Raw genomic sequence first — 19,500 nt, forward strand, 5'->3', positions numbered from 1 at the left:
CACGTACATCAGCGTCTGGGCAGACTGAGGCTGATGGCCCCCACGATCGGCCAGTGCGCGATCGGAGCCGCGATCGCCTGGCTCGTGGCCAAGAATCTGCTGGGCCACAGCCGCCCGTTCTTCGCGCCCATCGCCGTCGTGGTCTGCATCGGCGTGGCGCTGGGCCAGCGGCTGCGGCGGGTGGTGGAGCTGGTCGTCGGGGTCACCCTCGGCGTCGGCGTCGGCGACCTGCTGGTGTCGCGGATCGGTTCGGGCGCCTGGCAGATCGCGCTGGTGGTGGCGCTGGCGATGGCCGTGGCGGTGCTGCTCGACAGCGGTTCGCTGATCGTCCTCCAGGCGGGTTCGTCGGCCGTGCTCGTCGCCACGCTCCTGCCGCCGAGCGGCAGCGGCGGGTTCGACAGGATGGTCGACGCCCTGGTCGGCGGGCTCATGGGGCTCGCGGCCGTCGCCCTGCTGCCCACCAGCCCGGCGGCGCTGGCGAGGAGGCACGCGAAGGGGACGTTCGGCGCGCTGGCCGACGCGATGCGGCAGATCGCCGAGGCCATCGAGAACCGCGACGCGCGCGTGGCCTCCGACGCGCTGGAGGAGGCGCGCGGCAGCCACAAGAACGTGGAGGAGTTCAGGCAGGCGCTGGAGACGAGCAGGGAGATCGCCACCATCTCGCCGCTCCACCGCCACCGCCGACCCTTCCTGGACGGGTACGAGCAGGCGGCCGTGCCACTCGATCACGCGCTCAGAAACGCCAGGGTGCTGGCCAGGCGGGCCATCGTGGCACTCGACGGCCCCGGCGCCCTCCCACCCCGGCTGCCGCGCGAGCTGCGCGACCTGGCCGACGCGACACTCATGCTGCGGGACGACCTCGCCGCCGGACGCTCGCCGGAAAGGGCGCGCCGGGCGATCCTGTCGGTGGCCTCGCGGCAGGGCGCGGAGCGGTGGGGCTTCTCGGCGGACGTCATGACCGCCCAGCTCAGGTCCATCATCGTGGACCTCCTCCAGGCGACCGGCATCGATCGGGACGAGGCGGTCGCGACCCTGCCGCCGCTGGACGTCCACCCCGACGACCCGTCAACCGACTCGCCCGACCCCGACGCGGAGAGCGATCCCCCAAGCTCCGAAAAATCCCCACAACGCCCGACGAAAAGGACGTAGCTGGGGCAAACGTGACCTCAATGTCATAGAGATCCGCCTTAAGGTAGAGGGGTGCGAACCAGGCTCAGCGATCATGTGAAGGAACGACTGGGCACGTTCGGCCTGATGGCGCCCTCCATCGCGCAGTGCGCGGTGGGCGCCGCATTGGCCTGGATCATCGCCATGGAGCTGCTCGGCCACCCCCGCCCGTTCTTCGCGCCGATCTCGGTGCTGATCTGCGTGGGCGTCGGGCTGGGGCAGCGGCTGCGCAGGGTGGCCGAGCTGGTGATCGGCGTCAGCCTCGGGGTGGGCATCGGCGACCTGCTGGTGTCCTGGATCGGCTCGGGCGCCTGGCAGCTCGCGCTCGTGGTGGCGCTGGCGATGGCCGTCGCGGTGCTGCTGAACAGCGGGGCGCTGTTCGTCGCGCAGGCCGGGTCGTCGGCCGTGCTGGTGGCCACCCTGGTGCCCGGCGACGGGGCCGGCGGGCTGGACCGGATGGCCGACGCGCTCACCGGGGGCATCGTCGGGGTCATGGCGGTCGCGCTGCTGCCCGCCAGCCCGTTCACGATCGCGGCCAAGCACCTGTCCGGGGTGCTCGACGCGCTGTCCACGGTGCTGGAACGAGCGGCGGAGGCGATCGAGAAGCGGGACGTGGAGCTGGCGGCGGAGGCGCTGGAGGAGGCGCGGAACACGCAGGAGGCGGTGGAGGAGTTCGAGCACGCGCTGGAGACCGCCAAGGAGATCACGATGCTCTCGCCCCTGCACTGGCACCGGAAGGCCAGGCTGGCGCGCTACGAGACGGCCGCCGTACCGGTGGATCTGGCGCTGCGGAACGCCCGGGTGCTGAGCAGGCGTACCCTCGCCTCGCTCGGGGAGGCCAGCCCGCCGCCCACCGCCCTGGCGGAGGCCCTGCGCGAGGTCTCGGAGGCGGCGCTGCTGCTGCAGCTGGAGCTCGGCGCCGGCCGGGAGCCGACGCTGGCGCGCCAGGCGCTGCTGGCGGTGGCGGCCCGGGAGCGGCCCGACGGGCTCGGCTTCTCGGCGCACGTGATCATCGCGCAGCTGCGTTCGGTGGTCGTGGACCTGCTGCAGGCGACCGGGATGGAGCACGAGGCGGCCACGGACACGCTCACCCCGTTGGACGAGCCCCACGACGAGACCAGCCGCCGCTGACCCGGGGCAGGCTGCCGGTCAGGGCCGGGTCGTGAACGTTCGCAGGACGTCGGCGATCTCATCGACCTCGGTGAGCTTGCCGGCCGCGACGGCGACGACGAAGTCATAGGCATCGTCGTCGGCCGGATCGAGCTCGATCCCGTTCTTCGCGAGAAAGACATACGTCGTCAGCCAACCCGCTCGTTTGTTGCCATCCACGAGAGGGTGGTTGGTGACGATCGAATGGAGCAGGGCCGCGGCTTTCACGAACGGATCGGGATAGGCGTCCTGGCCGAACAGGGAAGTCGCCGGCCGGAGCAGCGCCGCCTCCAGAAGCCCGAGGTCACGCACCTGGATGGCGCCGCCCACGGCAGCGCGGGCAATGCGCAGCCCCTGCTCGAGGGTGACGTAACGGGTCACTCCCCCAGCCTCCGCAACAGATCGGCGAAGCGCCGGGCGCCCTTCTCCGCGAGCGCGTCGGTGAGCTCGTCGTCGGAGACGTGCTCGAGGTAATAGTCGATCGCGTGCAGAGCCACCTGCTGCATGCTGCGCCCCTCGAACTCGGCGCGCTTGCGGAGGGCCTCGGTCTGCTCGTCGGTCAGGCGAAGGGTCATAGCCATGCCCTCATCGTAGGTCGAGGGCGGTATCACGGCGATACCACTACAGTCAGTTTACCATTCGCTACTCTCCGTTTTACTTGAACGCGGGAGGCTCAGCGGGGGACGAGGTGGAAGAACGAGCCGTCCCTGGGGCCGAGGTCGTGGTGGGAGATCTCGTCCAGCCGGGCCGCCGCCTCCTCCGGGAGGTCGAGGTCGAACGCCGCCAGGTTCTCCCGCAGTTGCTCCACCGATCGCGGGCCGATCAGCACCGAGGCCACCCCGGGCCGCCGCGCCACCCAGGCCAGGGCCACCGCTGCCGGTGCGGCGCCGAGTTCGGCCGCGACCTTGACGAGTTCGTCGGCGATGTCCAGATTGCGGTCGTTGAGCAGCGAGCGGGCCCAACGGTTCGCGCCGGGAAGGGAGTGGCCGAGCAGCCTGCCCATGCGGCTGTCGGGGTCGGGGGCCTCGCCGTGCCGGTAGCGGCCGGTCAGCACGCCGCCGCCGAGCGTCCCGTACACGACGGCGCCGATCCCGTGACGCTCGCACGCGGGCAGGATCTCCGCCTCGATCACCCGCTGGATGAGCGAGTACTGCGGCTGCAGGCTCACGAACGGCGTGCCGCCCACGCGGGCGGCGGCCCACTGCGACTCGACGAGCTGGGTCGCGGTGAAGTTGGAGCAGCCGAGGTAGCGGACCTTGCCCGCCCTGACGAACCCGTCCAGCGTGGCCATCGTCTCCTCGATCGGCGTCGCCGGGTCCCACTGGTGGCACTGGTAGAGGTCCACATAGTCGGTGCCGAGCCGGCGCAGGCTGGCGTCGAGGGCTCTGGTGAGGTGGCGCCGCGACAGGCCGCGCCCTTCCGTACCCACCGGCATGGCGCCCTTGGTGGCCAGCACGACCCACTCGCGCCTGCCCTTCAGCGCACGGCCGACGATCTCCTCGGTCTCGCCCCGGTGGTACAGGTCGGCGGTGTCGATGAAGTTGCCGCCCGCGTCGAGGAACGCGTCGATGATCCGGCCCGCCTCGGCCTCGTCGCTGGCGGCCAGGCCGTACTCGGTGCCGAAGTTCATGGTGCCCAGGCAGGCCCTGGAGACGCGCAGGCCGGAACGGCCGAGATTCAGGTAGTCCAAGGGAATCCCCCTAGAATCGGAATGGTTGTTCCGGATGTTGACCATACGGAACAACGGTTCCGGTTGTCAACGAGGAAGGGGCTCTCTGTGATGCGTGCGGACGCGCGACGCAATCGCGCCCGGGTGCTGGAGGCCGCCGAAGTGGTGCTGGCCAGGGACGGGCTGTCCGCGTCGATGCGCGAGATCGCCTCGCTGGCCGGGGTGGGGGTGGGGACGATCTACCGCCAGTTCCCCACCAAGGAGGACCTCTACCAGGCGATCGTCGTCGACCGGATGGCGCGGCTGGCCGCGCTGGCCGACGAACTGGCCACGGCCCCGGACGCCGGGGAGGCGTTCTTCGAGTACTTCACGATGATCGTGGAGGATTCGACCGTCAAGAAGGTGCTCGTGGACGCCCTGGCGGCGGCGGGGATCGACGCCAAGGCCGGGATGCCGGACATCCGGGGGGCCATCGAGACGCTGCTGGTGCGGGCGCAGGGCGCCGGGGCGGTGCGGGGGGATGTGGGGATGGCGGAGTTGCTGGCGTTGTTGAGCGCCACGTGTCTGGCGGCGCAGCACAACGGGTGGGACGAGGGCCTGCGGACGAGGACCCTCGCCATCGTCTTCGACGGCCTCCGCCCTTCGCCCCCGACCCGATGACTCCCGTCAGGTGGAGAGGCGTTTGAGGCGGGTCACGGCCTCGTCGATGACCTCGTCCTTCTTGCAGAACGCGAACCGGACGAAGTGCCGCCCCCGATCGGCGTGGTCGTAGAAGACCTGGGTCGGGATGGCCACCACGCCGGCCAGGTCCGGCAGGCGGCGGGTGAGTTCGAGGCCGTCGGTGAAGCCCAGGGGGCGGATGTCGGTCTGGACGAAGTACGTGCCGGAGGGCCGCAGGACGGAGAAGCCGGCGGCCGCGAGGCCCTCCATGAGGCGGTCGCGCTTGTCCTGGAGGCCGGCGCGCAGCGCGGACACCCACTCGAGCTCGTGCCGCAGCCCGTACGCCACCGCCATCTGCCACGGCGCGCTCGACGTGAACGTGAGGAACTGCTTGACCGTCTGCACTGCCGTGACCAGGGCGGGAGGGGCGCAGATCCAGCCGGTCTTCCAGCCGGTGACCGAGAACGTCTTGCCCGCGGACGAGATCATCACCGTGCGCTCGCGCATGCCGGGCAGCGTGGCCAGCGGGATGTGCTCGACCCCGTCGAACGTCAGGTGCTCGTACACCTCGTCGGTCACCGCGATCAGCCCGCGCTCCTGGCAGAGCTCGGCGATGACCTCGAGCTCGGCGCGGGTGAAGACGGTGCCGGTGGGGTTGTGCGGCGAGTTGACGAGGATGACGCGGGTGCGCGGGGTGACGGCGGCGCGCAGCTCGTCGGGGTCGAACGTGAAGCGCCCGTCCACCGGGCGCATCGTGACGGCGACCAGGCGGGCCTGGGCGAGCGCGATCGAGGCCGCGTACGAGTCGTAGTACGGCTCGAAGGCGATCACCTCGTCCCCCGGCTCGCAGAGGGCGAGCACGGCCGACGCGATGGCCTCGGTGGCCCCCACCGTGACCAGGATCTCGCCCGCCGGATCGTAGGAGAGGTCGTAGTGGGCGGAGCGGTGTTCCGAGATCGCCCGGCGCAGCTCCAGGACCCCCGGACCCGGCGGGTACTGGTTGGCGCCCGAGGTGATCGCCTGGACCGCGCGGTCGAGCATGGCCGCGGGCCCGTCGGTGTCGGGGAATCCCTGGCCGAGGTTGATGGATCCGGTCTCGGCGGCGAGCGCGCTCATCTCCGCGAAAATCGTCGTGCCGAAGGCGCGCATCCTGGCAACAAGTGGTTCGGTCACGGCACTTAGGCTATGCCCGGCGGGAAAGCCGCCCATCATTCCGCCCCCTGATGTCGCGAAGGGCATGGGCGGTTCGCCGCGCCTTGTCGGTAGTCTCGTCCCGTGATCATTCGGGTCGTGCTAGCCCTCGCTTTAATGACGCCCCCTGTCATGACCCCGTCGGACGCCGGCCCGAGCGCCTGCCCGGTCGCCATGCCACCCCGTACGACGTGCGGTTTTCTCGAGGTCCCCGAGCGCAGGGACGCGCCGGAGCGGAAGATCAAGGTGGGGTACGCGGTCCACGCCTCCACAGCCAAGGACCGCAAGTCCGACCCCGTGGTGTACATGAGCGGGGGCCCGGGGTCGGCGTCCATGCAGCTGACGGGGTTCCTGAGCCAGATGTTCCCCGATCGCGACGTGGTGACGATCGAGCAGCGCGGCAGCAAGTACTCCGAGCCGGTCCTGGGGTGCCCCGAGACGGCCGAGGCGCTGCTCGGGCAGCTCAGGCGGCCCCCCGCCGACGTCGGCGCGGCGGCCGTCCGCTGCCGTAAGAGGCTCCAGGAGCAGGGTGTCGACCTGCGCGGATACAACACGAAGGAGATCGCGGCCGACGTGGTCGCGTTACGGGAGAAGCTCGGGTACGACTCCTGGAACCTGTTCGGCGTCAGCTACTCCACCAGGGTCATGATGGACGTGGCCGCCGCGGACCCGAAGGGTGTGCGGTCGGTGGTGCTGGACTCGTACCTGCCGGAGAGCGTCAACTGGTACGACGACGCCGACCGCAACCTGGCCGACACGGCGGCGCGGCTGAACATGAAGGACGCGTTCGAGGCCATGACGGCCCGGCTGAACGCCACGCCCGCGCAGGTGACGACGACCGACCCGCTGCTCGGCAAGGCGTTCGAGGCGCGGATCAGCGGTGACGACGTGGCCACGATCATGGCGGAGGCGCTGCACGAGGCGGACTTCGCGGCGGTCGCGCCCGCCATGGTCGGCGCGCTCGCGAAGGGCCACGACGAGCTGCTGCGGGCGCTGGCCGACGCGGTGGGCGAGGGGCTGGTGTCGCACGAGTTCGGGCTGTATCACGCGGTGCAGTGCCAGGACGAGGTCCCGTTCAACGCATACACCACCAAATCACGACTTTTCACCGTAAATGGGGACAAGGCGGTGTGTGATGCGTGGCAGCTCCCCAAGTCCAAGCCCGTCAACGCCACCACCAAGGCCCCCGTGTACGTGGTGGGCGGCCAGTACGACCCCACCACCCCCACCAGGACCACCAAGCCCGCCACCGAGGCCCTCCCCGGCGCCCGCTTCGAGGAGTTCCCCCGCGCCTCCCACGCCGTCTTCCTGACCAGCCCCTGCGCCCGCCGCAAGATCGTGGAGTTCCTCGATGCACCGGCCGGCGGCACGGCCTCGCCGTGCGTCGACGACGCCGCCGGGCAGCCGGGCGACCTGCACGTGACCGCCGCCCCGTACCAGATCTCGAAGTCGCCCTGGCTGGCCGCGCCCTTCGCGCTGTTCGCCCTCGTCTCCCTGATCCAGCTGGTCGCGGGCGCGCTGAGGGGCCGGGCGCTGGCGGCGTTCGGCGGGCTGGCCGGCGTGGCCTTCGCCGGGCTGGCCGGGCAGTCGGTGTACGCCCTGGTCACCCGGAACGAGACCGCGCTCGCCGTCGGCGTGCCCGGCACGGCCGTCCTCTACACCTGGATCGCCGCCGCCTCGGCCGCGCTGACCGCCGCCGCGCTCCTGCGTGACCGGCGCTGGCCGCAGATCGCGGCGGCCGCCGTCGGCGCCGGATTCCTCGTATGGTGGTTGACCTGGTTCCTGTGACGCGCATCCGTGAGCTCGACGCCCTCCGCGGTTTCGCGGTGGGCGGCATCATGCTGGTCAACACCTGGCAGCACACCGCCAAGGACCCGCGCAACGGCGTCGACTGGGTCGTCGAGGCGCTGTTCCAGAGCCGGTTCTACCCGATCTTCTCGCTGCTGTTCGGCATCAGCTTCATGCTGTTCCTGCGCGGCAACAGCCGCTGGGCGCTGCTGAGCAGGCTGTTCTGGCTGTTCTGCCTCGGGATGGTCCAGCACACGTTCTACGAGGGCGAGGTGCTGACCGACTACGCCGTCTTCGGCGCGGCGGTGCTGCTGCCGGCCTCGTTCCTGATCGGCGGCCTGCCGGTGCTGGTGCTCGGGGTGGCGGTGCTGACGTGGGGGCTCCAGGGGGATGGCGGGGCGATGCTGATCCCCGGCCTGTTCCTGATCGGCATGGGGCTGTGGCGGCTGAGCCCGTCCAGGTCGCTGCTGCTGCCCTCGTTCGCGGTCACCGCGCTGGCCGGCGCGCTGCTGACGGCCGCCTGGGCGAGCCAAGGCGGGTGGATCCTCTACAGCACGGCGGCGCTGGCGGGCGCGGCGGCGTACTCGCTGGGGCTGCTGCTGGCGCTGCGGCCGTGGTTGTCGGCGGTACTGGAGCCGCTGGGCAGGATGGCGCTGACGAACTACGTCACGGGCACCGTCGTGATCGTCCTGGCCACCCCGATGCTGGACACCGACCCGACGCGCTGGTCGGTGGTGGCGCTGGCGGCGGTGACCGTGGCGGCGCAGGTGCTGTTCAGCAGGTGGTGGCAGGCCAGGTTCAGGTACGGGCCTCTTGAGTGGATCTGGCGGTGCCTGACCTGGTTTCGAGTGGTACCCAACCGGTTAGAGTCGGGCCGTGACCGAAATCGCCCTCTGCCAGATCCCGGTGTCTCCTGACCCGGCCACGAACCTGAAACGTGCCCGGGAGGCGCTCGCCAGGGCCGAGGGGGCCGACTTGGCGATCTTCCCCGAGGCCACGCTCACCCGCTACGGGCGGCGCATCACGGACCTGGCCGAGCCGCTGGACGGGCCGTTCGTGTCGGGCCTGGCGGAGGCGGCCAGGAAGCACGGGCTGGCGGTGATCGCCGGGGTCTTCGAGCCGGGCGACGACCGCGTGCACAACACGGCCGTGGCCATCGACGCGCAGGGGGCGGTGCGGGCGGCGTACCGGAAGATCCACCTGTTCGACTCGTTCGGCGCGAAGGAGTCCGACCTGGTCGCGCCCGGCGCGGAGCCGACCGTGGTGGAGCTCGCGGGGCTCAGGGTCGGCCTCGTCACCTGCTACGACGTGCGTTTCCCCGAGCTGGCCAGGGCGCTCGTGGACAAGGGCGCCGAGCTGTTCGCGGTGATCGCCGCGTGGGGCTCCGGGCCGCTCAAGGAGGACCACTGGGTCACCCTGGTCAGGGCCCGGGCGCTGGAGAACACGATGTGGACGGCCGCCGTCGGCCAGGCGCCCAACCCGGCCGAGTCGTCCGACGGCTACGGGGTGGGCCGCAGCATGCTGGTCGATCCGCTGGGCGTGATCCGCGCCGACCTCGGCACCGCGCCCGGCGTGCAGACCGTGCGGGTGGATCACGAATGGACAACAGCGGCCAGGGCGACCCTGCCGTGCCTCCAACACCGGGTTCTCTGAGGTTCAACCGATCGTAAAGTAGTACCGTGAGCGGAACGCAGATGCAGAAGGTTGTCCCGCCGCGTCTGCTCGTGCCATACCTGTCGGGCAAACGCACGGTGATCTCGGGTTACGTCTACCGCGTGCAGGACTGCGTCAGGCTGACCACGCCTGAGTCGCTCTACCACGGGCTCGACCTGTCCTTCGACGGGTCGGAGCTGTTCGGCGAGGTGCCCGAGCTCTACGTGATGCGCTGGTACGCGCGCGACGTCGACACGTACGCGGTGCCGTACGGGCCCCACATGGGTGGCGACTGGAGCGACGCGCCGCCCTTCGCCGGCAACGGTTTCACAACATCGTCGGATCACGTGGTGCCGCAGTTCCACACCGTTCCGATGCCGATCCCGGCCGGGACGGAGATCGTCCACGTCACCGCCGACGGCGAGCGGCCCTTCGCCGAGTACGACGGCCTGACTTGGCGGCCCGCGGCATGAGCGAGCGTAGCGAGCGACCCGTCAAACACAGCCGATTCTCGCTCAGGCGACCGACGAAGGAGGGCGCATGAGCGATGAGGAGATCATGCCGGTGGCGTCCGGCTTCGTGGCACGCTTCGACGGTCGCACGCTGCCCGCCGCCCTGGGCCCCGACAACGACCAGGTGGTGCTGTTCAGCGAGGTCGAGCTGGACGGGTTCGATCCCGCGTCGGGCTACTGGCGCCGGGTGGTGGCCAGGTCGCAGGTGGAGTGGCTCGTGCTGATCCGCACGGTGGGGGCGTTCGGCGGCGAGCCGTGCATCGTGATCGACGAGGACGACGACGGGCTGCACATCGCCTACACGGGGCACAGCGGGATGAAGGCGGAGGCGCTGGGCTACTGGCTGGTCGACCACGGCGCCTACGAGGTCGTGGTGCCCCGCGAGGAGGTCTTCTCGATCCGCGTCGAACGGATTCCGGTCCCCTAGTCAACCGGCCGCCGTTCCGGGTGTCTCTAAGACGTGACCGAAACAGCGACCATGGCGCAGCCGTCGTTCGCAGACCTGTTCGCGGCCCAGTACCACTCCCTGGTACGCCTGGCCGGGCTGCTCGGCGCGGACGACCCTGAGGACATCGCCCAGGAGGCGTTCGCCCGGCTGCACACCAGGCGGTTGCGCGACGACGGGGCCGCCCTGGCCTACCTGCGCTCCACCGTCTGCAACCTGACGCGCAACCGCCTGCGCCACCTCAGCCTCGTACGACTGCGCCGCCCCGACCCTCCTGAACCGGCGCGCAGCAGCGAGCACGCCGTGCTCGTCTCCGAGGAGCACCGCGAGCTGCTGGCCGCCGTGGACCGGCTGCCGCGCCGCCAGCGTGAGGCGCTCGTCCTGCGCTACTGGCTGGACCTGTCGGAACGCGAGATCGCCGACGCCATGGGCGTCTCGCCCGGATCGGTGAAAACGCACGCGAGCCGGGCCCTGGCGGCCCTGGGCAAGGCGCTGAAGGAGGAGGACGCGTGAACGACCTGGAAGAGCGCCTTCGAGCCGCGTTCGACGCCCGCGCCCGGGCCTACGAGCCCGACCCGCACGCCTGGGCGCGCATCATGGAGCGCCGGCCGCGGCGGCGGCCGGCCCGGTGGCTGCTGGCCGCGCTGCCGGTGGCGCTGCTGACCGTGTTCGTTCCTGCGCTGCTCAACGGGGGCCTGGGCAGGAACACCGCGATCGACCCGACCGGGATCTACCAGCAGCTCATGAAGGAGCGCACGCCCCTGGGCAAGGAGACGTCCGTCGACAACCCCTCCGAGGGCAAGCCGCTGCGGATCTGGTTCGCCAAGGCGAAGCTCGGCTATCCCGAGCTCTGCGTCATCGTGGAGCGGGCCGCCGCCGAGCCGTACGGGAAATGCTCGGATCTCTATCAGGGGGATTTCTCGGACGCCTGGTTCGTGGGCAGCACCCTGCGGGACGGGGCGGCCACCGCGATGGACTGGGGTGTGGCACGCCACGACGTGGGCGCGGTCACGGGTGTCACGGAGGACGGGAAGGAGTTCGCCGGCACGCTGCGGAGCCTGGACGGAGCGCCGTACCGGATCTGGACCGTGACCTATCCGGCTCAGGAGACGCTGTCCAAGGTGGAGATCGCCGACGTCAAGGGCAGAAACGTCGGCTGGAGACCTCGCGCCATGATATCTCCACCGACCCAGCCCGCCCTGGGCGCGTCCATGGAGCTGCCCGAGGGTGTCTCGGTGCGGCCGGTCCGGTCGAAGCAGGGGCAGGAGCTCACCTGGACGCGGGCCGGCGCGTATGTCTTCAGCCTGACGGTCCCCCCGCGGTTCGGGCTCACGCAGACGATCTCGCATTCCGGCGTGATCGTCGGCGTCACGCGCAAGGACGTCGCCAGGATCGAGGTCTCGGTCAACGACGGAGGCACGATGACCATGGAGACCAGACCCGATCCGTGGAACCTGGGAGTGGCGCTGTTCGCCGGACCGTCGCCGGCTGATACCCGCGAGAACGGCTATCGCGTGATCGCCTATGACGCGTCAGGCCAGCAGATCCACGTGGACATGGTGGGAGGGACCGACGATGACCCCCGCCAGGTGGTCGGCGAGGTGATGACCATCCCGGGCACCGAGAACTCCGGCCGTCCGATGCGCGTCTGGTTCAGCGGGGACAACAAGTTCTGCTACTTCGGAGGCGTCGTGCCGGACGACTGGAGCTCCTCCAGCACCTGCGTGGAGAGCTTCCGGGAGGGCTCCTTCGGTTACGAGGAGACGACCAGCTACCTGCCCGAACCCGGCGTCGTCAGCTACTACGGCCCGGCCGGCGAGGACTGGGAGTCGGTCGACGCGGTGCTCTTCGACGGCCGGCAGATCCGCGGCTCGTTCCTGCGTGGCACCGGCGCCCCGCGCCCGGTCTGGCACGTCAACGTCCCGCTCGGAACCGAGGTCGGGGGCTTCCTCATGAAGCTGAAGGACAAGCCGGTCAAGCAGGTCCCGATATACGCCAAGGACTGCGACGGGCGAGCCGCGAGGTCCGACGCCACCCGCCACACGCTCCCCGCGGGCGTCACCACTCTCCTCGCCCCGAACTGCGTGGCCTTCTGGGAGCTCGGCGAGGTGGTGCCGTCAGTGCCCGGGCCGCTGCCGGGCGGAAAGCTGAGCGACCTGCTGGACGAGGAGCGGCCGGCCCGGTGGATCGACGGATACAAGTCCTGGTACGGCTACGCCCTCGCCGGCACCGTCAAGGTCGAGGCCACGATGAAGAACGGCATCACCGCCACGGCCGACGCGGCCCCCGATCCATGGGGACAGGGAGTGGCGCTGTTCGCCGCCCCGAAACCCACGGCCAAGGAGTTCACCGGCTCGAACGTCGTCCTGAAGGGTTACGACGCCGACGGCAAGGAACTGTGGCGGAAGGGTCTTCCTCCCTCCTAGCCGAGACCGTCTCCGACGCCGAGGTTGCGGAAGCGGGCCCGGCGGGCCGCGAAACGGTCCGCCGGGCTCAGCTCCAGCAGCCGGGCGATCTCGTACTCCAGCGCCCGCCCCACCCGCTCGCAGAACTGCCGCGGCTCGTACGCGGCGTCCGGCACCTCCGGGACGACCCGGTCCACGATGCCGTCGCGGCGCAGGTCGGTGGCGCGGATGTGCTGGGCCTGGGCGATCTCGGGCGCGAAGTCCACCGAGCGGTAGAGGATGGCCGAGGCGCCCTCCGGCGGCAGCGGCGACAGCCAGGCGTGCTGGGCGCAGAGCACCCGGTCGGCGGGCAGCAGCGCCAGCGCCGCCCCGCCCGCCCCCTCGCCGAGCAGCAGGCACACGGTCGGCGCGTCGAGCATGACCAGCTCGGCCAGGCAGCGGGCGATCTCGGCGGCCAGCCCGCCCTCCTCGGCCGCCTTCGACAGGTCGGCGCCCGCCGTGTCGATGACGGTGATCAGGGGCAGGCCCAGCTCGGCCGCCAGCCGCATGCCCCGCCGGGCCACCCTGAGCCCGGCCGGGCCGAGGGGCGAGTTGGTCCGCTGGACCCGCCGGTCCTGGCCGAGCACCACCGCCGGCGCCGTGCCGAACCTGGCCAGCGCGAGCAGCAGCCCCGGCTCGTTCTCACCCTCCCCGCTGCCGCTGAGCGGGGTCACGTCGGTGGCGGCGAGCTTGAGCAGCGTACGCACGCCGGGCCGGTCGTCGCGGCGCGAGCGGGTGATCGCCTCCCACGCTTCCACGGGCCGCAGGTCCTCCTCCGGAGGAGTGCCCGCCTCCACCCGCGTCCTGTCGTCGGCGAGCACGCCGAGCGCCCTGATCGCGATCTCCCGCGCCTCCTCGGCCGGGACCACCGCGTCGATCAGGCCCTTGCGGTGGAGGTTCTCGGCGACCTGCACGCCTTCGGGGAACGGGTAGCCGTGCAGCGACTCGAACACCCGCGGCCCCATGAACCCGATCAGCGCACCCGGCTCGGCCGCCGTGACGTGCCCCAGCGACCCCCACGACGCGAACACCCCGCCCGTCGTCGGGTGCCGCAGGTAGACCAGGTAGGGCAGGCCCTCGCTCCGGTGCAGCTGGATCGCGGTGGTGATCTTCACCATCTGGACGAACGCGAGCGCGCCCTCCTGCATCCGCGTGCCGCCCGACGCGGGCGCGGCCAGCACCGGCAGCCGCTCGCGGGTGGCCCGCTCGACGGCGGCCGTGAACCGCTCGGCCGCCGCCACCCCGATCGAGCCCGCCATGAACGAGAACTCGCACGCCACCACGGCCACCCTGCGGCCGCCGAGCAGCCCTTCGCCGGTGATGACGGACTCGTCGTAGCCGGACTTGGCGCGGGCCGCGGCCAGCTCGTCGGCGTAGGGGGAGCCGGGCTGCGCCGGGTCGGCGGGCGGCGCGTCCCACGACTTCCACGACCCCCGGTCGAGGATCGTTTCGATCAGTGTGCGCGCGTCCGGACGGCTCACTATCGCTCCCTAAATGTCGGCCAGCCTTGCAATGTTGACGCATGAAGAGAACGTCCGGTGCCGCGAAATGCGGATCATCGTTCACGCTCTTCGAGCCAGGCGAGCACGGCGTCGCCGTCCTGGCCGAGGGCGGGTGGCGCGGTGTGCTCGAACCCCTCGAGACCGTCGAAGCGCAGCGGCGGCCCGGGCAGCTCGATCGTGCCCAGCACCGGGTGCTCCACCTCGACGACCAGCCCCTGCGAGCGGGTCTGGTCCCAGGCGTAGACCTCGTCGAGCGTCCTGATCGCGCCCGCGGGAACGCCTTCCTCGCCCAGCCTGGCCAGCCAGTGGGCGCGGTCGTGGGCCGCCAGGGCCTTCTCCATGTCCGCGATCAGCTCGTCCCGGTGTGCGAACCTGTCCCGGTTGGTGGCGTACTTCGCGGCGTCCGGGTCGATGCCGAGGAGCGTGGCGACCTTCTTCCACTGGCCGTCGTTGGCCGCGGCGATCTGCAGCATGCCGTCGGCGCAGCGGAAGGCGCCGTAGGGGGCGATGGAGGCGTGGTGGTTGCCGCCGGCCGCCGGCACCTTGCCGCCGACCGTCCAGGCGGTGCCGTGGTAGGCGTGGACGCCGGTGATGGCGGCCAGCAGCGAGGTGCGTACGACGCGGCCCCTGCCGGTGCGCTCGCGCTCGTAGAGGGCGCCGGTGACGCCGTACGCGCCGTGGATGCCGGCGAGGAGGTCGGCGATGGAGGCGCCGACGCGGTAGGGCTCGTCGGGCGACGGCCCGGTCAGCGACATCAGGCCGGCCTCGCCCTGGGCGATCTGGTCGTAGCCGGGCCGCCCGCCCTCCGGGCCGTCGTGGCCGAAGCCGGTGATCGACAGGATGACCAGGCGGGGGTTGAGCTCGTGGAGGCGCTCGACGGAGAAGCCCAGGCGGTCGAGCACGCCGGTGCGGAAGTTCTCGATCAGGACGTCGCTCTGGCGGACGAGGCGCTCGATGAGCCGCTTGCCGTCGGCGGACTTGAGGTCGACGGCGATGGACTGCTTGTTGCGGTTGGCCGCCAGGAAATAAGTCGAAATTTCGTGATCCGGTCCGACGAACGGCGGCCCCCACCCGCGCGACTCGTCACCCCCGTCCGGATGCTCCACCTTGATCACCCGAGCGCCCAGATCACCCAGCATCTGCGCCGCGTGCGGCCCGGCCAGGGCCCTGGACAGATCGAGCACGACGATGTCACCGAGGGGTCCGAGCAAGATCAACCTCCTGCTTGCATTCGGGGCGAAAGAACATTCTCTCAGTAGCCCACACCACGTCTTCTACCCTGGGTCCGGTGAACCACCTGGCCGATCGCATCATGACCCTGCGCCCCTCGTGCGGCCCCGTCCGGCTGGTGGCCGTGGACGGGCCGGCGGGGGCGGGCAAGACGACGTTCGCGGGGCGGCTGGGGGCGGCGCTCGGGTGCCAGGTGATCCACAGCGACGACTTCCCCGTGCCGTGGGAGGAGGGGCCCGGCGGCTGGTTCCACGCGCTGGAGTCGCAGGTGCTGGTCCGGCTCCGAAACGGCCTGCCCGGAGGTTTCCGCAGGTACGACTGGGTGCGCGGCGAGTACGCCGAGCACGTGGCGGTCCCGGTCGCGCCGGTCCTGGTCATCGAGGGCGTCGGCACGGCCCGCGCCTCGATCGCGCGCCTGCTGGCCTTCACCGTCTGGATGGACGCGCCGCGGGCGCTGCGCTTCGCGCGGGTCATGGAGCGGGACGGGGCCGAGCTGGAGCCGCGGTGGCTGGAGTGGTTCGCGGCCGAGGAGAAGTGGTTCGCCGAGGACCGGACGCGGGACCGGGCCGACCTGATCGTCGAGACCGGCCCGGACCGGCCAGGGACGGGCGACGCCGCCGAGACCGGCTGATCAGAGATCGGCTGAAGGTGACAGACGCCGTCGAGACCGGCTAGAGGTGGCCGACGTCGTTGAACCGGACGAGCCCGGAGCCGTCCCACACGGAGACGGAGGCGTTCAGCACCGGCGCGAACGCCAGGACCGCGGCCAGGTCCGTGTCCGGGCCGCCCGCGAGGACGTGGCGCAGGCCCAGCACCACCGAGTCGTGGGCGACGATCAGCACCCGCCGCCCGGCCGCGTGCTCGCGCAGGTCGGCGAGGAGGTCACGGAGCCGCACCACGACGTCGGTCAGCGACTCGCCACCGGGCGGCCGGAAGGCGTAGGCGCCCTCGGCCTCCCGCCGCGCCATCTCCTCGGGGAAGCGCTCCCTGATCGCGGCCAGGTTGTAGCGCGCGAACGCGCCCGCCTCCTGGTCCCTGAGCCGCCCGTCCACGGTGAGCGGGAGCGGGCCGGCGCCCCACGCCAGCAGGGCCACCCGCCACGTGTCGATCGCCCGCAGGTAGGGCGAGCACCACACCACCTCGGGGGCCTCGGCGTCGGGCAGGCCCGCCAGTGACCGCCCGAACGCGGCGGCCTGCGCCCGGCCCAGGTCCGTCAGCGTGACCTCGTCGTCCCCGCGCTCGTAGACCAGGGGCGCCGACCCGGCCTCCCGGTGCGCGAGGTTGGCCTCGCTCTCCCCGTGCCGCACCGCCATGATCCGTGTCGGTCCCATCCCGACATCTTGTCACGGCACCCTCCGGCGAATTACGGTCAAGCCCGTTAAATCGCTCTGGTAGGTCGTACGTGCGGACCATCCTCGCAAAGCTCCTCGTTGCCGGACAGCACCTTCGCGAGGGCCTCGGCGACGTCGCCGGCCGCCTCGGGAGCGTCCATGAGCATGGCCTGGCGTACCCACACCACGGTCCTGGCGGCCTCCTCGGCGCCCGGGCACGGCTCGACGCGGGCGCCCTCGGCGGTGAGGGCCTCCATCGTGCCGAGCGGCGGGTAGCCGGCGTCGAGCGGCACCCCCTCCGCGGCCATGGCGGCCAGCACGAACTCCCGGTCCACCCCGGCGTCGAGGCGCAGCATGAGCAGGTGGCGCGAGTCGCGCGTCGTGCCCTCCGGCGGCGGCACCACGGTCACCTCGGGGACGTGGGCCAGCTCGCGCTCCAGGGCGGCGCAGAAGGCGTTCCTGCGGTCGATCTCCTCGTCGAGGCGGTCCAGCCAGGGCAGCAGGAGCGCCGCCTGGATCTCGGTGAGGCGCAGGTTCCAGCCGACGGACGGGTGGCCGTACCAGCGGCCGCCGGGCGCGCGGCCGACGTTGCAGGCCGACCAGACGCGGTCGTGCACGGCCTGGTCGCGGCAGACGATCAGGCCACCCTCACCGGCGGTCATCGCCTTGCTCGCCTGGAAGCTGTAGACCCCCGCGTCGCCCAGGCCGCCCACGGGACGGTCCCGGTACGTGGCGCCGTGCGCCTGGGCGGCGTCCTCGACGACCGCGAGGCCGTGCCGGGCGGCCAGGTCGTTGAGCGGGTCCATGTCGGCGGGGCTGCCCGCCAGGTGCACGGGCATGATCGCCGCGGTCCTGCCGGTCACGGCGTCCTGCACGGCTCGAGAGGACAGGTGCAGGTCCACCGGGTCCACGTCGGCGACGACGGGGACGGCGCCGGCCAGCAGCACGGCGGTGGCCGAGGCCACGAACGTGTACGCCGGGACGATCACCTCGTCCCCCCTGCCCACGCCGAGGCCGCGCAGCGCGGCGAACAGGCCCAGCGTGGCGTTGCCCACGGCGACGCCGTACGGGACGCCGGAGCGGCGGGCGAACGCGCCGGTCAGGTCCGCCACCACGGAACCGCCCTGCGTGGCTCCCCACAGGCCGCTCTCGAGCACCTTGGTGACGAGCTCGCGCTGCGCGGGGTCGAGGGGCGGCGGCCAGGCGGGCCAGGGGGCCGAGCGGACAGGAGTGCCGCCGTGGATGGCGAGCGTCACGGGGAGACGTCCCTTCACGAGTGGACCTTCACGGGTGGACCTCACGGGCGGGCCCTTGCGAGCGGGCCTTCACGGGCGGGCCCCTTGCGAGCGGGCCTTCACGAGTGGCCGAGCAGGCGGGCCAGGTTGGCGCCCTGGATGAGGGCGCGGTCGGGGTCGGTGAGCGGGGCCAGGGCGACGCGCCCGTAGCCGGTGCGCAGGTCGAGGAAGCAGGCGTCCGAGCCGAACAGCACCCGCTCGGCCCCCGCCAGGGCGGCCAGCCGGGCGATCCACCGGCCGGTCATCCTCGATCCGCACGTCTCCAGGTAGACGTTCGGCAGGTCGGCCACGAGGCGGGCCGCGCGGCCGAACCCGTACGCCCAGAGCCCGGTGTGCCCCATGATCAGCGGAACGTGCGGGTGCCGGGCCGCGACTGCGGCGAACTGGGCGGGGTCGCTCCAGGGCGAGTCCGTCTGGCCGTGCGCCAGGACCGGCAGGCCGAGCCGCCAGACCGGCTCGTACAGGGGGTCGTCCAGGCGGCACTGGTGCACGTCGGGGTGGAGCTTGACCCCCCACACGCCGTCGCCGGCGAGCGGGGTGCGGTGGTGCGGGTTGTAGACCTGCCACACCCCGAACCGGCCGGGGAAACGTCCGGCGATCTCCATGGCCAGCTCGTTGCCGCGCACGGCGTCGGGGCCGACGGCGAGCAGGTGGCTGATGCCCATCGCGGTGACGCCGATCCGGTCCATCGCGGCCACGAGGTGTTCGGCGGTGGGATGGGGGATGAGGAAGTCGGGCCAGGTGCCGACGTGGCCGTGCGCGTCGAGGATCACAGCAGCTCCTCCAGCGTCCCGGCGGCGATCCGCTCGATGTCCTTCTGGGGCAGGTCGAGGTGGTCGAGCAGGAAGCGGGGACCGCAGTCGTCGGACACCGGCGCGCCCGTGCCGAACACCAGCCGCCCCGCCCCGAACAGCGCCGCCAGCCACTCGACGCCGCCCTGGGTGTTGACGGTGCCGATCTCGGCCCGCACGTTCGGCGCCTCGGCCATCAGCTCCGCCAGCGCGCGCAACCGGCGGTAGCCGGGGTTGAGGACGAGCACGGGCAGCTTGGGCAGGCGCTCGGCGAGATGGCGGAGCTGGGCGATCGAGGTCTCGTCGAGGTCGATCGCGACGGGCAGGCCGATCTCGGCCAGCCACCGCAGGGCCCACGGTCCCGTGAGGTCGAAGCGGTGGCGTTCGGGGCAGAGCCTGATCATCCGTACGCCCCACGCCGCCACCTCGTCCGGCCCGTCCGGCTCCCCGGCCCCCGGCACCACGACGGGGACGGGGATGAGCCGGGGGTCGTCGAGCGCGAGCAGCGCCTCGTTGCCCGCCTTCGGGTCGGAGTAGAGGCTGAGCGTGTGGGTGACGCAGGCCAAGCCGATGCCCAGCCGGTCCATCTCGTCCCGGGGGTCCGTCGGCAGGTCGTCGAACGGCACGGGACCGATGAGCCGGTGGGCATCGATCACATATTTCGGCACAGACC

General features: G+C 71.8%; 21 protein-coding genes. 11 read left to right on the forward strand and 10 right to left on the reverse strand.

Features of this window, described 5'->3' with window-relative positions:
• Window positions 1-33 precede the first annotated feature (33 nt).
• Window positions 34-1,149 (forward strand): FUSC family protein, encoded by a 1,116-nt coding sequence (locus tag AB0L65_RS01625; RefSeq protein WP_364239387.1) that lies wholly within the window; start codon window positions 34-36, stop codon window positions 1,147-1,149.
• Between the two features lie 51 nt (window positions 1,150-1,200).
• A complete protein-coding gene (locus AB0L65_RS01630) occupies window positions 1,201-2,298 on the forward strand; it encodes an FUSC family protein (protein WP_364239388.1) in 1,098 nt (365 codons plus the stop codon).
• 18 nt (window positions 2,299-2,316) lie between these two features.
• On the opposite strand, the gene AB0L65_RS01635 is transcribed toward AB0L65_RS01630, so the two are convergent.
• The 3 genes from AB0L65_RS01635 to AB0L65_RS01645 form a co-directional block, all read right to left on the reverse strand.
• Window positions 2,317-2,697 (reverse strand): type II toxin-antitoxin system death-on-curing family toxin, encoded by a 381-nt coding sequence (locus AB0L65_RS01635; protein ID WP_364239390.1) that lies wholly within the window; start codon window positions 2,695-2,697, stop codon window positions 2,317-2,319.
• A complete protein-coding gene (locus AB0L65_RS01640) occupies window positions 2,694-2,897 on the reverse strand; it encodes a CopG family transcriptional regulator (protein WP_364239391.1) in 204 nt (67 codons plus the stop codon). The genes AB0L65_RS01635 and AB0L65_RS01640 overlap by 4 nt, the downstream gene beginning before the upstream one ends.
• Window positions 2,898-2,989: 92 nt before the next feature.
• Complete coding sequence (locus AB0L65_RS01645; RefSeq protein ID WP_364239393.1) at window positions 2,990-4,006, reverse strand: aldo/keto reductase; 1,017 nt, start codon at window positions 4,004-4,006, stop codon at window positions 2,990-2,992.
• Between the two features lie 90 nt (window positions 4,007-4,096).
• Here AB0L65_RS01645 and AB0L65_RS01650 point away from each other — a divergent pair, with 90 nt between their 5' ends.
• A complete protein-coding gene (locus AB0L65_RS01650; protein WP_355195186.1) occupies window positions 4,097-4,645 on the forward strand; it encodes a helix-turn-helix domain-containing protein in 549 nt (182 codons plus the stop codon).
• 6 nt (window positions 4,646-4,651) lie between these two features.
• On the opposite strand, the gene AB0L65_RS01655 is transcribed toward AB0L65_RS01650, so the two are convergent.
• On the reverse strand, window positions 4,652-5,818 hold the full coding sequence (locus AB0L65_RS01655; protein WP_350722521.1) for a pyridoxal phosphate-dependent aminotransferase: 1,167 nt from the start codon (window positions 5,816-5,818) through the stop codon (window positions 4,652-4,654).
• 150 nt (window positions 5,819-5,968) lie between these two features.
• Between AB0L65_RS01655 and AB0L65_RS01660 the strand changes: the two genes are divergently transcribed.
• The 7 genes from AB0L65_RS01660 (at window position 5,969) to AB0L65_RS01690 (ending at window position 12,660) form a co-directional block, all read left to right on the forward strand.
• Entirely contained in the window at window positions 5,969-7,624 is a 1,656-nt protein-coding gene (locus tag AB0L65_RS01660; RefSeq protein ID WP_364239394.1) for an alpha/beta hydrolase, read from the forward strand.
• Window positions 7,621-8,541 (forward strand): DUF418 domain-containing protein, encoded by a 921-nt coding sequence (locus tag AB0L65_RS01665; RefSeq protein WP_364239396.1) that lies wholly within the window; start codon window positions 7,621-7,623, stop codon window positions 8,539-8,541. The genes AB0L65_RS01660 and AB0L65_RS01665 overlap by 4 nt, the downstream gene beginning before the upstream one ends.
• Window positions 8,501-9,277 (forward strand): carbon-nitrogen hydrolase family protein, encoded by a 777-nt coding sequence (locus AB0L65_RS01670; protein ID WP_364239398.1) that lies wholly within the window; start codon window positions 8,501-8,503, stop codon window positions 9,275-9,277. Before AB0L65_RS01665 ends, AB0L65_RS01670 begins: the two co-directional genes overlap by 41 nt.
• Window positions 9,278-9,303: 26 nt before the next feature.
• Window positions 9,304-9,750, forward strand: a complete 447-nt coding sequence (locus AB0L65_RS01675) for a hypothetical protein (protein ID WP_355194675.1) — start codon at window positions 9,304-9,306, stop codon at window positions 9,748-9,750.
• A gap of 67 nt (window positions 9,751-9,817) precedes the next feature.
• Complete coding sequence (locus AB0L65_RS01680) at window positions 9,818-10,216, forward strand: hypothetical protein (protein ID WP_364239399.1); 399 nt, start codon at window positions 9,818-9,820, stop codon at window positions 10,214-10,216.
• A gap of 33 nt (window positions 10,217-10,249) precedes the next feature.
• Window positions 10,250-10,747 carry a SigE family RNA polymerase sigma factor gene (locus AB0L65_RS01685; RefSeq protein WP_318786948.1) on the forward strand — a complete coding sequence of 166 codons (498 nt, stop codon included), beginning with the start codon at window positions 10,250-10,252 and terminating at the stop codon, window positions 10,745-10,747.
• A complete protein-coding gene (locus tag AB0L65_RS01690) occupies window positions 10,744-12,660 on the forward strand; it encodes a hypothetical protein (protein ID WP_364239400.1) in 1,917 nt (638 codons plus the stop codon). The genes AB0L65_RS01685 and AB0L65_RS01690 overlap by 4 nt, the downstream gene beginning before the upstream one ends.
• On the opposite strand, the gene AB0L65_RS01695 is transcribed toward AB0L65_RS01690, so the two are convergent.
• Together AB0L65_RS01695 and AB0L65_RS01700 are read right to left on the reverse strand one after the other, a co-directional pair.
• Window positions 12,657-14,159, reverse strand: coding sequence for a carboxyl transferase domain-containing protein (locus AB0L65_RS01695; protein WP_364239402.1), 1,503 nt, complete (start codon window positions 14,157-14,159; stop codon window positions 12,657-12,659). The two genes, AB0L65_RS01690 and AB0L65_RS01695, sit on opposite strands and share 4 nt — an antisense overlap.
• Before the next feature lie 74 nt (window positions 14,160-14,233).
• The gene (locus AB0L65_RS01700) at window positions 14,234-15,391 is read right to left on the reverse strand and encodes a CoA transferase (protein ID WP_192786409.1); all 1,158 of its coding nucleotides are present in this window, start codon (window positions 15,389-15,391) and stop codon (window positions 14,234-14,236) included.
• A gap of 77 nt (window positions 15,392-15,468) precedes the next feature.
• On the opposite strand from AB0L65_RS01700, the gene AB0L65_RS01705 reads away from it, so the two are divergent.
• Window positions 15,469-16,041: a hypothetical protein gene (locus AB0L65_RS01705; RefSeq protein WP_364239404.1), complete on the forward strand. Its 573-nt coding sequence runs from the start codon at window positions 15,469-15,471 to the stop codon at window positions 16,039-16,041.
• A 40-nt stretch (window positions 16,042-16,081) separates the two neighbouring features.
• Here the strand turns inward: AB0L65_RS01705 and AB0L65_RS01710 are convergent, their stop codons facing one another.
• The 4 genes from AB0L65_RS01710 to AB0L65_RS01725 all read right to left on the reverse strand — a co-directional run bounded on the left by AB0L65_RS01710 (window position 16,082) and on the right by AB0L65_RS01725 (window position 19,495).
• Complete coding sequence (locus AB0L65_RS01710; RefSeq protein WP_364239405.1) at window positions 16,082-16,741, reverse strand: histidine phosphatase family protein; 660 nt, start codon at window positions 16,739-16,741, stop codon at window positions 16,082-16,084.
• 47 nt (window positions 16,742-16,788) lie between these two features.
• Window positions 16,789-18,015 carry a DegT/DnrJ/EryC1/StrS family aminotransferase gene (locus AB0L65_RS01715; protein ID WP_364239406.1) on the reverse strand — a complete coding sequence of 409 codons (1,227 nt, stop codon included), beginning with the start codon at window positions 18,013-18,015 and terminating at the stop codon, window positions 16,789-16,791.
• 80 nt (window positions 18,016-18,095) lie between these two features.
• On the reverse strand, window positions 18,096-18,809 hold the full coding sequence (locus AB0L65_RS01720) for an amidohydrolase family protein (protein ID WP_364239408.1): 714 nt from the start codon (window positions 18,807-18,809) through the stop codon (window positions 18,096-18,098).
• Window positions 18,806-19,495: an amidohydrolase family protein gene (locus AB0L65_RS01725; RefSeq protein ID WP_364239409.1), complete on the reverse strand. Its 690-nt coding sequence runs from the start codon at window positions 19,493-19,495 to the stop codon at window positions 18,806-18,808. The genes AB0L65_RS01720 and AB0L65_RS01725 overlap by 4 nt, the downstream gene beginning before the upstream one ends.
• Between the last annotated feature and the right edge of the window lie 5 nt (window positions 19,496-19,500).

Origin of the sequence: Nonomuraea sp. NPDC052116 (genome assembly GCF_040680035.1) — a bacterium.
GTDB lineage: Bacteria > Actinomycetota > Actinomycetes > Streptosporangiales > Streptosporangiaceae > Nonomuraea > Nonomuraea angiospora_A.